The 14214-nt window shown below is 66.2% G+C and carries 12 protein-coding genes; 10 read left to right on the top strand and 2 right to left on the bottom strand.

Annotated elements, in window-relative coordinates; all coding sequences use genetic code 11:
- The first annotated feature begins 10 nt into the window (after positions 1-10).
- From RHPLAN_RS36945 to RHPLAN_RS36990, 10 genes are read left to right on the top strand one after another with little or no spacing between them, the layout of a single operon-like run.
- The gene (locus RHPLAN_RS36945; protein WP_068029701.1) at positions 11-838 is read left to right on the top strand and encodes a GntR family transcriptional regulator; all 828 of its coding nucleotides are present in this window, start codon (positions 11-13) and stop codon (positions 836-838) included.
- Positions 835-2070: an ABC transporter substrate-binding protein gene (locus RHPLAN_RS36950; protein ID WP_068029704.1), complete on the top strand. Its 1236-nt coding sequence runs from the start codon at positions 835-837 to the stop codon at positions 2068-2070. The genes RHPLAN_RS36945 and RHPLAN_RS36950 overlap by 4 nt, the downstream gene beginning before the upstream one ends.
- A 20-nt stretch (positions 2071-2090) precedes the next feature.
- Positions 2091-2963, top strand: a complete 873-nt coding sequence (locus RHPLAN_RS36955; protein ID WP_068032451.1) for a branched-chain amino acid ABC transporter permease — start codon at positions 2091-2093, stop codon at positions 2961-2963.
- On the top strand, positions 2960-3946 hold the full coding sequence (locus RHPLAN_RS36960; protein WP_068029707.1) for a branched-chain amino acid ABC transporter permease: 987 nt from the start codon (positions 2960-2962) through the stop codon (positions 3944-3946). Before RHPLAN_RS36955 ends, RHPLAN_RS36960 begins: the two co-directional genes overlap by 4 nt.
- Positions 3939-4706, top strand: coding sequence for an ABC transporter ATP-binding protein (locus tag RHPLAN_RS36965; protein WP_237179999.1), 768 nt, complete (start codon positions 3939-3941; stop codon positions 4704-4706). The genes RHPLAN_RS36960 and RHPLAN_RS36965 overlap by 8 nt, the downstream gene beginning before the upstream one ends.
- The gene (locus RHPLAN_RS36970) at positions 4699-5412 is read left to right on the top strand and encodes an ABC transporter ATP-binding protein (RefSeq protein ID WP_068029710.1); all 714 of its coding nucleotides are present in this window, start codon (positions 4699-4701) and stop codon (positions 5410-5412) included. Before RHPLAN_RS36965 ends, RHPLAN_RS36970 begins: the two co-directional genes overlap by 8 nt.
- Before the next feature lie 2 nt (positions 5413-5414).
- Positions 5415-6320 carry an isocitrate lyase/PEP mutase family protein gene (locus tag RHPLAN_RS36975; protein WP_068029713.1) on the top strand — a complete coding sequence of 302 codons (906 nt, stop codon included), beginning with the start codon at positions 5415-5417 and terminating at the stop codon, positions 6318-6320.
- Entirely contained in the window at positions 6317-8050 is a 1734-nt protein-coding gene (locus RHPLAN_RS36980) for a hydantoinase B/oxoprolinase family protein (protein WP_068029716.1), read from the top strand. Before RHPLAN_RS36975 ends, RHPLAN_RS36980 begins: the two co-directional genes overlap by 4 nt.
- On the top strand, positions 8047-10107 hold the full coding sequence (locus RHPLAN_RS36985; protein WP_068029720.1) for a hydantoinase/oxoprolinase family protein: 2061 nt from the start codon (positions 8047-8049) through the stop codon (positions 10105-10107). The genes RHPLAN_RS36980 and RHPLAN_RS36985 overlap by 4 nt, the downstream gene beginning before the upstream one ends.
- Entirely contained in the window at positions 10104-10700 is a 597-nt protein-coding gene (locus tag RHPLAN_RS36990; protein WP_068029723.1) for a cysteine hydrolase family protein, read from the top strand. The genes RHPLAN_RS36985 and RHPLAN_RS36990 overlap by 4 nt, the downstream gene beginning before the upstream one ends.
- Here RHPLAN_RS36990 and RHPLAN_RS36995 read toward each other — a convergent pair.
- Both RHPLAN_RS36995 and RHPLAN_RS37000 read right to left on the bottom strand, forming a co-directional pair.
- Positions 10682-13012, bottom strand: coding sequence for a xanthine dehydrogenase family protein molybdopterin-binding subunit (locus tag RHPLAN_RS36995; RefSeq protein ID WP_068029726.1), 2331 nt, complete (start codon positions 13010-13012; stop codon positions 10682-10684). The genes RHPLAN_RS36990 and RHPLAN_RS36995 overlap by 19 nt on opposite strands.
- A 126-nt stretch (positions 13013-13138) precedes the next feature.
- Positions 13139-14185, bottom strand: coding sequence for a Bug family tripartite tricarboxylate transporter substrate binding protein (locus RHPLAN_RS37000; protein WP_068029729.1), 1047 nt, complete (start codon positions 14183-14185; stop codon positions 13139-13141).
- Between the last annotated feature and the right edge of the window lie 29 nt (positions 14186-14214).

Here is a 14214-nt window from a genome sequence, read left to right on the forward strand (position 1 = left end):
CGGGGGCGGGATGGCCGAGGGACTGAGCGAAGGCAAATCGCGGCGCGTCTACCTGGTGCTGCGCGATCGCATTCTCAGCAATGCTCTCGCGCCGGGCGCCCGGCTCCCCAACGAGAACGATTTGGCGCGGTTTCATCGCGTCTCGCGCGTCACGGTTCGTCGCGCGTTGGCCGAGCTCGAACGCGAGAAGCTGATCGAGCGCCGCCGCAGCGCCGGCACGCGGGTCATCTACCAGCCGGCATCCAAGCCGATGACGGCGGACATCAGCGGCGTGCTGGCCAATCTGACCGAAATGGGCGAGCTCACCTCCAGCGAATTGCGGTCTTTCGGCTACGTTCCCGCTTCCGGCCCGGTGGCCGAGGCGCTGGGAATAGAACTCGGCCAGCACGTCCAGCGCTCCGTCCGCGTGCGGTCCGTCAAGGGCAAGCCGTTTTCGCACCTGACGGCTCACGTGCCCGAGCAGATCGGCATGACCTATTCCAAGGACGAACTCGCCACCCAGCCGCTGCTCGCGTTGCTGGAGCGCTCGGGCGTGCAGATCGAGCGGGCGTCGCAGCGCATCAGCGCTGCGCTTGCCATGCCGGATACCGCTCGCGCGCTGAAGGTGCGGGTCGGCTCCCCGCTGATCGAACTGGTCCGGACAGTCTTCGACCGGAGCGGCCGCTGCGTGGAAATGCTGCACGCGCTTTACCGGCCAGACCGCTACAATTTTGAAATGGACCTTGTCCGGTCAGGGGAAGCAAATGCCTTAACCTGGGCGCCCGACGCCCGGATCAACGGCCGCGGAAAGCGAGCACGCAAACCGCGGGCTGCGACCAATGGGAGGAGCGCATCGTGACACAGGGCTACAAGACATTCACCCGCCGCCGGTTCCTGCAGACAACGGCGCTTGGCGCCGCCGCGGGCGCCGGCGTCCTGCATGCTCCAGCCGTGCTGCGCGCCCAGGGCGCACCCGTCAAGATCGGCGTGCTGCATCCGGTGTCCGGCGCGCTGGCCTATTCGGGCCAGCAGGGACGGATCGGCGCGCAGTTTGCCATCGAGGAGATCAACGCGGCCGGCGGTATCAAATCGCTCGGCGGCGCCAAGATCGAGCCGATGCTGGGCGACGCGCAGTCGACACCCGAAGGCGGCAACGCCGAGGTCGAGAAGATGAACGCGGCCGGCGTCGCCGCCGTGGTCGGCGGCTATGCCAGCGGTATCTGCCTTGCGGCGAGCCAGACCGCGGCGCGCTACGACCTGCCCTACGTCGTCGACGTCGGCGTGGTCGACAGCATCGTCACGCGCGGGTTGAAGAACACCTTCCGCTTCGGCCCGGGTTTCGGTGTCATCGCCAAGACCGCGCTCGAAAACCTCGCCACCATCAACGATCAGGCCGGCAAGCCCGCCAAGACCGTGATGATCGTGCACGAGGATTCGGCGTTCGGCGCCGGCCTGGCCAAGCTTCTGAACACACAACTGCCCGAGCGCGGCTTCCAGGTGCTCGAAACCATCTCGCATCCGACGCCGACCCGCGACTTCAACAACGTCGCGCTCAAGATCAGGGCGCAGAACCCGGACATCGTGATTCCGGCGAACTACTACAACGAATATGTGCTGCTCGCGCGCACCATGCAGCAGCAGCGCATCCGGCCGAAGGGCATCTATTCGGTGCTCGGCGGCGCCGCGTCATCCTACAAGTTCGTCAAGGAATTCCCGGAAGCCGCGCAGTACATCATGGACTGCAATCACTGGTTCGATCCGAAGAACCCGAAGGCCTTGGCGCTGAAAAAGAAGATCGAGGACAAGGGCGAGTTCTACACCTACGAAGTCTACATGAACTATTCCTGCGTCCTGCTGCTCGCCGACGCGCTGGAGCGCGCCGCAAGCACCGACCGCGCCAAGATCATCGCGGCGCTGGAGAGCTCGACCTTCAGCGGCCACGTCATGCCCTATGGGCCGACCAAGTTCGTCAACGGCCAGAACCAGGGCGCCGCGCCGGTCAACACCCAGGTGCTGGGGAAGGACATCCAGGTGATCCTGCCAGCCGCGTTCGCCTCGGCGAAAGCGGTGTTCCCGATGCCGCCGGCTTGACGGCGGCATCGGTCGCGGTCGTGCTGTCGCCGGTCATCCTCGTTCCAGCGGTGCTGAACGGACTGATGACCGGTGCTGTCTATGCCCTGGTGGCGCTCGGTCTGACGCTGATCTACGGCGTTCTGCACATCATCAACTTCGCGCACGGCGCGCTGCTCACCGCCGCGATGTTCGCGGTGTTCTTCGCCTACAAGCTGCTCGGCATCGATCCTTATGTGGCGGCAGTCGGCCTGACGCCGCTGTTCTTCGTCATCGGCTATGGGCTGCAGCGCTATGTGATCGGGCCAGCGGCCCATGGCGACGATCGCAACATCCTGCTGGTGACGCTGGGCCTCGCCGTCGTCATCGAGAATGCGCTGCTTTACGCGTTTCGCGCCGATACGCGCACCATCAACCTGCCCTACGCTTTCGACGTCATCGAGTTCGGCAATGCCTTCCTGGCGAAGCCCCGCGTCATCGCCTGCGGCGCGGTGGTTGGTGTTGCGCTTGTGCTCGGCGTGCTGATGCGCTTCACCAGCACCGGCAAGGCGATCCGCGCGGTCGCCAAGGAAAAGCTTGGCGCTGAACTCGCCGGCATCGACGTCGCGCACATTTACGCGGTGACGTTCGGCCTCGGCACCGCGTGCCTCGCGATCGCGGCCTGCCTGCTGCTGCCGACCTATTACGTCAATCCTCATGCCGGCAACGCGTTCGTGCTCGTGGCCTTCACGGTCGTGGTGCTGGGCGGCATGGGCTCGATCATCGGCGCGCTGCTCGGCGGTCTGTTCGTCGGCGTGGTCGAGAGCCTCTCCGGGCTCTATCTCGGTGAATCGCTCGGCCAGATCGGCATCTTCGTGATGTTCATCCTGGTGCTGCTGTTCCGCCCCAGCGGCCTGTTCGGGGAGCGGGCATGAAGGGCACCTCCTCGATCCTGGTCGTGACTACGCTGCTCGCGCTCGTCCCGCTCGTCACGACGTCCAATGACACGCTCAACTTTCTGGTCATGGCACTTCTGGTCGCGCTGGTGGGCCAGGGCTGGAATCTGCTCGGCGGCTACGGCGGGCAATACTCTTTCGGTCATGCAGCGTTCTTCGGCACCGGCGCCTACGCGACCGCGATCCTGCAACTGCGCTACGGGATGAACGCCTGGATCGCCTTCGGCTTCGCCATCGCGGCGGGCGCACTGGTCGGCGCCATCATCGGCGCGCTGAGCTTCCGCTCCGGCCTCAAAGGCTCCTACTTCGCGCTGGTCACGCTCGCCTTCGCCGAGGTGCTGCGCATCATCGCCAGCGTTACGCCGGTGACCGGCGCGGGCGTGGGCCTGCTCGTCAAGCTAGACCTGCGGCCGGAGGCGTTTCAGTTCCAGAGTCGCCTGCCGTTCTATCTGATCGCGCTCGCACTCGTGGCCATCTCGATGATCGTGGTGCGGCTGATCGAGGACAGCCGCTTCGGGGCTTATCTCGTCGCGGTGCGCGAGAACGAGGAAGCCGCCAAGGCGCTGGGCGTCAATGTTGTCGAGGTGAAGCTCATCGCCATGACGATCTCGGCCGCGATCACCGCGGCGGGCGGCGGTTTCTACGCGCAATACTTCCTGTTCGTCGATTCGGGCATCGCCTATGGCCCGTGGATTTCCATCGAAGCTCTGCTGGCGCCGATCATCGGCGGCGTCGGCACGGTGTTCGGACCGCTGCTCGGCGCGCTCGTCGTCAAAATTCTGGGAGAGGCCGCCAAGCTCGTGACCGGCGATGCGCCGGGGCTCGACCTCGTGATCTATGGCGGCGTGCTGGTGCTCGTGGTGGCGTTCGCGCCGCGCGGCATTGTGGGGTTGGTTGCGAGCCTGCGCGACCTCATGCAGAGGCTCCATCAGACAGCCACCGTGGAGGACAAGCGTGGCTGAGACGCTGCTTCAGGTCGAGAATCTCTCGAAGCGTTTCGGCGGCCTGCTCGCGGTCGACAAGGCGTCGTTCACGGCCGAAACCGGCCGCATCACCACGCTGATCGGGCCGAACGGCGCCGGCAAGACCACGCTGTTCTCGATCATCTCGGGTTTCGCCGCGCCGACCGAAGGCCGCATCCGTTATCGGGATGCCGACATCACCGGCCAGCCGCCGCATCTGCTGGCGCGGCAGGGCATCGCCCGTACCTTCCAGATCGTGCAGCCGTTCGCGGGCCTCACGGTGCGCGAGAACATTGCCGTCGGCTCGCATCTCTATCGGCCGCGGCGCATCGATGCGCTCGCCGCGGCGCGCCAGATCGCGGAAGCGGTCGATCTTGCCGACATGCTCGATCGCCCGGCTGCGGCACTGACCGTCGCCGGCCGCAAACGGCTCGAGCTTGCGCGGGCACTCGCCATCGAGCCGCGGCTGCTCCTGCTCGACGAGGTGCTGGCCGGGCTCAACCCGTCCGAGGTGCGGGACATGCTGCCGGTGATCCGCGCCATCGCCAACCGTGGCGTCACCATCGTGATGATCGAGCACATCATGCAGGCGGTGATGAGCCTCGCCGAGCAGGTCTTCGTGCTCTCCGAAGGCCGCATCATCGCGCAAGGAGCGCCGCAAAACATCGCCGCCGATCCGCAGGTCATCGAAGCCTATCTCGGCCACGGCGCAGCCGCGCGGATCGCCGCGGGAGCGAGCCAGGGAGCAACCCATGCCTGAGCCGCTTCTGACCGTGAGCAGCCTGCACACCGGCTACGGCGCGACCGAAATCCTGCGCGGCATCGATCTTACGGTGCAGGACGGCGAGATTGTCGCGGTGCTCGGCTCCAACGGCGCCGGCAAGTCCACGCTCAACCGCACGCTGTCCGGTGTGGTGCGCCCCTGGCAGGGCACGATCCGGTTCACCGGCATACCGATCCACACGGCGCGACCGGCCGAGATCGTGTCGCGCGGGCTCATTCATGTGCCGGAAGGCCGCCGCATCTTCCCCAACATGACGGTGAGCGAAAACCTCGACCTCGGCGCCTATCGCCGCGGCCGTGGGCACCGCCGGCAAAACCGCCAGCGCGTGTTCTCGATCTTTCCCCGGCTCGCCGAGCGGCGGCGGCAGAGTGCCGGCACGCTGTCCGGCGGCGAGCAGCAGATGCTGGCGATCGGGCGCGGCCTGATGGCGGAACCGAGGCTTCTGATCCTGGACGAGCCATCACTGGGCCTTTCACCGCTTCTGGTCGAGGAGCTGTTCGCCTTGATCAAGACCATCAATGCCGAAGGCATCGCTCTTCTTCTGGTCGAGCAGAACGTGATGCAAAGCCTGGAGGTGGCGCGCCGCGCCTACATCCTGGACAACGGTCGGTTTGTGCTGCAGGGAAGCGCGACCGACATCCGCAACGACCCTGAACTCAAGCGCGCCTATCTCGGAATGTGACGATGACCGAACCTGAAACGCTGCGCTCCCGCCTTGCCCGCAAACCCATCGTGGTGGCGCCCGGCATCTACGACCCGTTCACCGCGCTGGTCGCGACCCAGGCCGGTTTCGAGACGCTCTACGTGTCCGGCGCGGCCATTGCCTATACGCGTCTCGGGCGGCCGGATATCGGTCTCGTCAGCATGACCGAGGTGACCGAGACACTGGCGCTGATCCGCGACCGCGTCACCGCGCACCTGATCGTCGACGGCGACACGGGCTACGGCAATGCGCTCAACGTGGTGCGCACCATCCGCGAATTCGAGCGCGCCGGCGCGACCGCCATCCAGCTCGAAGACCAGGATTTTCCCAAGCGCTGCGGCCATCTCGACGGCAAGGCGCTGATCCCAGCCCGGGAAATGTGCGGCAAGATCCGCGCCGCGGTCGATGCCCGCCGCTCGCGCGAGACGCTGATCGTGGCGCGCACCGACGCCGTGGCGGTCGAAGGCTTCGACCGCGCCATCGAGCGCGCCGCGATGTATCGCGACGCCGGCGCCGACATGCTGTTCGTCGAGGCGCCGAAGACCCGCGACGACCTCGCCCGCATCGTCACGACGCTCGGCACCAAGGTGCCGTTGATGGCCAACATGGTCGAAGGCGGCAAGACCGAGCTTCTGAACGCGAAAGAGCTCGAGGCCATCGGCTTTGGCCTCGTGATTTTCCCGGGCGGCATCGCGCGCGCGGTCGCCTGTACGGCAATGGATTATTACAGCTCACTGGCACAGCACGGCACCAACGAGCCGTTCCGCAATCGCATGCTCGATTTCGACGGCATCAACCGGCTGATCGGCACCGCCGACATGCTGGCGCTCGGCAAGCGTTACGAGACCGACACGCCGCCAGCGAACAAGACTTCGGGCAGCCGGTGACCACGCTCGATCCCGTCACGCTCGCAGTGCTCAACGGCCGTCTCGTCCAGATCGCCGACGAGATGGACGCGACGCTGTATCGTTCGGCCTTCAACCCGATCATCGCGGAAGCTCACGACGCCTGCCACGGAATCTATCACGCGGAGACCGGCGCGACGCTGGTGCAGGGCACATCCGGCCTGCCGATCTTCGTCGGCGCTATGGCGTTCGCCGTGAAAGCCGTCATCGACAAGGTCGCGCATGACGGCGGGCTGGAGCCGGGCGACACCTACATCTTCAACGACCCTTATGACGGCGGCACGCATCTCAACGACTTCCGCCTGGTTCGTCCGCTCATCCGCAACGGCAAGGTGTTTGCCTGGCTCGCCTCCGTCGGCCACTGGCTCGACGTCGGCGGCAATGTTCCGGGCAACTTCAACGCCAAGGCCACCGAGAGCTTCCAGGAGGGCTTTCGCATTCCGCCGGTGAAGCTCGTGCGCAGCGGCATTCTACAGCAGGACATCATCGACATTCTCGCCGCCAATTCGCGGGTGCCGCAGTCGAACTGGGGCGACCTCAACGGCCAGCTCAACGCGCTCGATCTCGGCGAACGGCGGCTGAATGCGCTGCTCGACGAGCACGGCGCGGAGACGATCGAAGCCGCCATGGCGCAGCTCAGCGCCCGCGCCGAAGCGTTGATGCGCGCCAACATCGCGGCGCTGCCGGACGGCACCTATTCGTGCGACGACTTCCTCGACAACGACGGCGTCACCGACGCGCCGCTGCGCATCGCGCTCGACCTGACCATCAAGGGCGAGCGGATGACGCTGGACTTCTCGCGATCGGCGCCGCCCTGCGACGGCCCGCTCAACATCTCGCGCTCGACCACGGTCGCGTGCTGTTACGTCGCGCTCAAGCACCTGTTCACCGACGTGCCGGCCAATGCCGGCTGTCTCGCGCCCATTGAGTTTGTCATTCCCGACACGACGCTGCTCGGCGTCTCGGCGCCCAAGCCGGTCGGCGGCTACACCGAGACCATTCTTCGCGTCATCGACACCATCTTCGGCGCTTTTGCCCAGATCGCGCCGGAGCGCGCCAACGGCAGCCCGTTCGCGACCATCAACGCGCTGTCGCTCGCCGGCTGGCGGCAGCATGGCAAGCGCTGGGTGATGTTCTGCTTCTTCGGCGGTGGGCTTGGCGGCAATCCCGAGGGCGACGGATTGAACCATGCCAACAACCCGATCTCGACCGCGACCATCCCGCCGGTCGAGATTCTCGAGTCGCTTTATCCGGTGATGTTCACGCAATGGGCGCTGCGGCCCGACTCCGGCGGGCCCGGGCGGCACCGCGGCGGACTTGGTGCGATCTACGAGGTCGAGGCGCTGGCCGACGGCGGCGCCGAGGTGTTCCTCCTTGGCGAGCGCGGCAAATATCCGCCGTTCGGCGTCAACGGCGGCGGGACCGCGGTGCTGAACCGCTTTGTTTATGAGACCGACAGCGGCGAAGCCACGCCCCCGCTCGTCTCCAAGATCACCGACGTCAAGATCCGCCGCGGCCAGAAGGTGCGGCTCGAGACGCCCGGTGGCGGCGGCTTCGGCGATCCGGCGACACGCGATCCCGCGCGCGTGGCGCGCGACGTGCGGCTCGGTTACGTGTCACGCCTCGCGGCGCTCGACCACTACAAGACCGTGCTGCGTGACGACGGCTCGCTCGATCCCGATGCAACAGCGAAAGTGCGTGGCAGCCGATGAACGGGCGTGGCGTCATTGTCGGAGTCGATGTCGGCGGCACCTTCACCGACCTGTTCCTGCTCGATTCCGGCAAGGGAACGTTCCGCACCGCCAAGGTGCCGTCGCGGCGCGGCGATGAAGCCTTGGGCTTCCTCAACGGGCTTGCGGCGCTCGGCGGCGCGGCCGGCATGCAGTCCATCGTGCATGGCACGACCGTTGGCACCAACTCGCTGCTGGAGCGGCGGGGCTCGAAGATCGGCGTCATCGCCACGCGCGGCTTCCGCGACACGCTGGAGATGCGCCGCCGCGACCGGCGCCGCACCTGGGGCCTGTGGGGCGACTTCGTGCCGATCGCCGACCGCGACATGCGGCTCGAGGTCGACGAACGAACGCTGGCCGACGGCACGATCCGGACCGGCGTGAACGCCGAAGAGGTCGGCGCCGCGGCAAAAGCGTTGCTGGCCAAGGGCGCGCAGGCCATCGCCATCACCTTCATCAACGCCTACGCCAATGCCGAGAACGAGCGCCACGCGCTCGTTGCCGTGCGCGAGGTCTGGCCGAACGAATTCGTCACGGCCTCGCACGAGGTGCTATCCGAAATCCGCGAATTCGAGCGCTCCTCGACCGCCGCGCTGAACAGCTATCTCCAGCCCGTGGTGGCGACCTATCTCGGCAAGCTCGACGCAGCGCTCAAGACCCAGAGCTTCCCCGGCAAGCTGCAGATCGTGCAGTCGAACGGCGGCATTATGTCGACCGCGACGGCGCGCAAGCTTCCGGTGCGCACCGCGCTGTCCGGGCCTGCAGCCGGCGTCGTCGCTGCCGCGGCCATCGCGAAGGCCGCGGGCCACGACAACATGATCACCTGCGACCTCGGCGGCACGTCGTTCGACGTGTCGGTCGTGGCCAATGGCAAGATCGCGGTCGCGGCACAAACCACGGTGGACTTCGGCCTCGTGATCCGCACGCCGATGATCGAGATCACGACGATCGGCGCGGGCGGCGGCTCGATCGCTTCGGTGGATCGCGGCGGGCTGCTGCAGGTCGGCCCGGAAAGCGCGGGCTCGGTGCCGGGCCCGGCGTGCTACGGCGCCGGCAACACGAAGCCAACGCTGACCGACGCGCAGGTGGTGCTCGGCCGCATCAATGCGGCGCGGCCGCTCGGCGGCGAATTGAAGTCGCTCGATGTCGAGGCGGCGAAGCGCGCCATCGCCATGCACGTCGGCGAATCGCTGAAGCTCAGTGTTGAGGACGCCGCGGCGGCCATCATCCGGGTCGCCGAGGCGCGCATGGCCGGCGCGATCCGGCTGGTGTCGATCGAGCGCGGCCATGATCCGGCGAAATTTATCGCGATGCCGTTCGGTGGCGGCGGCGCGCTGCACGCCAGCGCGCTCATTCGCGAGATCGGGCTGAAGGGCGCGCTGGTGCCGCGCTTTCCCGGCATCACGTCGGCGCTCGGCTGCGTGCTGGCCGACCTGCGCCACGACTCGGTGCAGACGCTCAACATCATGCTGGAAGGCCTCGACAGCGCCGCCCTGGAGCGGCGCATGCAGGCCGCGGGCCGCGATGCCGCAGCGGTGATCGCCGACGCCGATATTCCGGTCGAGCGGACTGACGTGGTCTACGAACTCGACATGCACTATCTCGGCCAGACTCACACGGTGCCGGTGCCGCTACCCGTCTCGTCGGGCAACGGCGCGCTCGGCGTCGACGAAGCGATGATCCGGCAGGCCTTTGAAACCGCCTACCTGGCGTCGTTCAGCCGGTTGCTGCCGGGACTGCCGATGCGGATCGTTTCGCTGCGCGTTGCTGCGATCGGCCGGCGCCCCGCCTTCGATTTCCGCGTGTTTGCGCCCGATCCGGCCGCGTCGCTGGACAAAGCCAGGCGCGGCATGCGCAGTGTCTGGTTCGCCGGCGGATTCCGCGGGACGGCGATCTGGTCCCGACTCGACCTGCCCGCCGGCGCGCGCATCGAAGGGCCCGCGATTCTCGAGCAGCCCGACGCCACGACCGTGATCGAGCCGGGCCTTGCCGGCCGCATCGACGCGCTCGGCAACCTGATCGTGGAGACCGCGCGATGAACCCATCAACGAGCGCGTTGATCCTCGGCGACCTGCAGAACGATTTCCTGCATCCCGACGGCGCCTACGGCCGCGCCGGGCAAGGCCATCCGTCCATTGCAGCGATCCCCGGCAAACTCGCGCCTTTGGTGCAAGCCGCGCGCAAGCGCGGCGTTCTCATTGCCGCGACGCTGTTCACGCTGGTGCCGGGCCGCGGCGGCGAGCCGATCATCTCACCGCATCTGAAAGCGCTGCGGCCGTTCCTCAAGAAAGGCGATTTCGCGCCGGGCGGCTGGGGTCAGCAGGTGGTAGAGCCGCTCGCGCCCGCCGACGTCAACGTGGAAAAGATCGCCTATTCGGCATTTCACGCCTCGCGCCTCGAATGGATGCTGCACAAGTGCGGCGTCGAGGACCTCTATTTCACCGGCATCGTCACCAATGGCGGCGTCGCTTCGACGGTGCGCGATGCCCATGTGCGCGAATTCCATTGCACCGTGATCGAAGACGGCTGCGCGGCATTCTCCGAGGACATTCATCGCGCAGCGATCGAGGGCCTGCGGCCCGTCGCCAAGATCACGACCATTGCCGAAATGCTTCAGACGCTCGCCGCTTGAATCAACTGGAACAGCCGGTGCGGGCTGATCGGCGCCTCGTCGATCCGAACCCCATAGGCGCTCAGCGCGTCCTCGATACCTGAGATCATCGCCGATGCCGCAGGCACCGTGCCGGACTCGCCGATGCCCTTCACGCCCAGCGGATTCTTGGTGCTGGGATATTCGACCAGCCGGACGTCGATCGGCGGAATTTCCGGCGCCGACGGCAGGAGATAGTCGGCGAAGTTCGTGGTCAGCGGCTGGGCATTGTCGTCATAGCCCATCCATTCGAACAGCGAATTGCCGATGCCGTGGACCAGGCCGCCATGGAGCTGGCCCTCCGCCGTCATCGGATTGATGATCCGGCCGCAGTCGTTGACCACCACGTAGTTCAGCAGCGTCACACCGCCGGTCAGCGGATCGACCTCGAGCTCCACCGCATGCGCGCCGATGCCGTAGGTCAGCGCCGAGGTTTCCCAATTGATCGCCGAGTCGAGGCCGGGCGCGAGCCCCGACGGGATCTTGAAGCCGGGCGCACCGGCAAGCGTATCGGCGATGTCGCGCAGCGAGATCGACAGATTTTTGCCGGTCTCGAACACGATACCGTCGCGGATATCGAGATTCATCTCCGGCACTTCGAGCATCAGCGCGGCGGCCTTGATCGCCTTCTCGCGCACGGCACGCGCGGCGAGATGCACCGAGTTGCCGGCCGTCACCGTCTGCCGGCTGGCGAAGCCGCCGAGACCGAGCTGGATGGTGGCGGTGTCGCCGCTGACCACCGTGATGTCCTCGGGACGCACGCCGACCTCGTCGGCTGCGATCTGGGCGAGAACGGTTTTCAGCCCCTGCCCCATCGCCATCGCGCCGGTGTAGACCGAGACCTTGCCGGAGCGGCCGATGCGAACGATGGCCGATTCGAACGGGCCGCGGCCGGTGCCCTTCAGCCCGGTTGAAATGCCGAAGCCCAGCAGTCTCCCTTCAGCCCGCGCTTTCTTCTGGCGCGCCGGAAAGCCTTCGTAGTCGGCGCTCTTCAAAGCGAGCTCGAGACAAGCCGGAAAATCTCCGCTTTCATAGACGATGGCGCTGGTCGAACGCGCCTGCATCGGCGTCTGGTACGGAATGGCGTTGGCCGGCACCAGATTGCGGCGGCGGATTTCGGCGCGGTCGAGTCCCCGATGACGCGCGATCGCATCGATCACGCGCTCCATCGCAAAGCAGCCTTCCGGATAGCCCGCGCCGCGGACCGGCGCGGTCGGCGTCTTGTTGGTCTCGACCACCGACACCTGAAGCTTGTAGTGCGGCAGGATGTAAGGACCGGGGAAATTCGTCGAGGCGTTGTAGTGAAGGTTGATGCCTTGCAGCGTGTAGGCGCCGGCATCGCCGATCATGGTGCCGCGGGCGCCCAGCAGCCGGCCATCGTCGTCAAATCCGACCTCGACGTCCCAATACTGGTCGCGCTCGTGGATCGACGCGATGAAATGCTCACGCCGGTCCTCGATCCATTTCACCGGCCGCTGCAGCAGCAGGCTCGCGGCCGAGATCGCCACATCATCGGGGTAGAGGATGAACTTGGCGCCGAAGCCGCCGCCGACATCGGGCGTCACCACGCGAATGCGGTTCTCGTCGAGCCCCAGCATCTTCATGATGAAGTAGCGGGCCTCGTGCGCGAGCTGGGTGGAGCTGAAGACCGTCAGCGCGTCGGTCATCGCGTCGAAGCTTGCGATAAGCCCGCGCGGCTCGATCGGATGCGCGCCGCCGCGGTGCTGCTTGAGGCTGACAGTGAGACGATGTGGCGCACCCTCGACCGCTTGGTCGGCGTTGCCGTAGCTCTGCTCGAAATCGATCAGCAGGTTGGTCTTGCGGCTGAGATGGACGTATGGCGCATTTTCGGCCATTGCCTCGCGGCAGTCGGACATCGCCGGCAATTCCTCGATGTCCACCTCGATCAGCGCCAGCGCGTCCTCGGCAATATAGCGCTTGTCCGCCACCACGAGCGCAATCGACTCGCCCACGTAAGAGACCTCCTGTCCCGCCAGGATGAACGGCGAGATGTTCGGCGGCAGCACGTTGCTGGGAAATTGCAGCGGCAGGCGGTCGGCGGTCAGCACCGGGCGCAGGTCGGCGAGCGTGAAGACCGCGTGCACACCCGGGAGAGCGCGCGCCGCGCGGGTATCGATCGAACGAACCAGGCCGTGTGCGACAGGACTCCGCAGAAACGCGGCTTCGAGAAGCCCCGGCGGATGAAGGTCGTCGACGAAGCGTCCCCGCCCCCGGATCAGCGCCGGGTCTTCCACTCGCGGATAGCGCCGGCCGATATATGCAGTCTTTTGCATCAAGCGTTGTCCTTTTCCGGCAGCATACCGGCTGCCGCGGCGGACGTCGCCTGGACAACTGTCATACGGGCAATGACAAATCCCGGCCCTGGGCGCCGGGATAAATCCGACTGCGTGCGAATCGGTCTATTCGATCGCGACGCCGCTGGATTTTACCTGGGCTGCCCAGCTTTCGATTTCCGTTCCCACGAACGTCGTCAGATAGGCCGGCGACCGCGACTCGGGCGCAACCGGAGTAACCCCTGATTTCTTCAGCCGCTCGACCGTCACCGGTGAGCTCAACGTACGATTGGTCGCTTCACTAAGCTTCTGAACGATTCCGTCGGGCGTGCCTTTCGGAAAAAAGAACGCTGTCCAGAAATTCGAAGCCATACCCGGGAAACCAAACTCTTTGGCCGTCTTCAAACCCGGGAACAGCGCCGACTGTTCGTTGGCCAACAGCGCGATCGGCTTGACCTGCTCGCCTTCAATCGCACCCATGGCGGCTGCGGCGAGCGAACAGACGTAATCAATACGGCCAGCGATCAGATCCTGGATCGCAAGGTTCGAGCCGCGGTAAGGCACGTGCGTCGTATCGACCCCGAGGGCCACGTTCAGACGCGCGCAAGAGAAATGTGACCCGGACCCAACGCCCGCCGAGCCGAACTGCATCTGATTGTGGTGAGCCTTGGCATAGGCGGCAAATTCGCCCATCGAATTCACCGGCAAGTCCTTGCGCGTGATCAGCACGATCGGCTGTTCGACCGCGAGCCCGACTGGAGCGAAGTCGGCGACACTGTCGTAGAGCGGCTTCTTGTGCATGGCCGGAACGATCGCCATGGAATCGACGCTCGCGAACACGAACTGGTATCCGTCGGGCGGCGCTTTCGCCACACGAGCCGTGCCTGTCATGCCGCCTCCGCCGGGCACATTCTCGATCACCACCTGCTGACCCAGAAACTCAGAAAGTCCGGCACCGAGAACACGTCCTGAGACGTCCGAGGAGCTGCCCGGAGCAAACGGCACGACCATGGTGATCGGCCGGCTCGGCCAGGTTTCGGCCGCCAAGGGCGCCTCACCGTTGACCGACAATACGGCGGCCAAGCAAAAGGCTGCGAAACCGGTTCGCTGACGCATATCCATCCTCATCTTTTTGGTGGACGCCGTGTCGGCGTTTGCCGTCGCGAAAAGCAAGAAGCGTGCCCGAACGCGAGGCTTGTTCT

The sequence above is a fragment of the Rhodoplanes sp. Z2-YC6860 genome (assembly GCF_001579845.1).
GTDB lineage: Bacteria > Pseudomonadota > Alphaproteobacteria > Rhizobiales > Xanthobacteraceae > Z2-YC6860.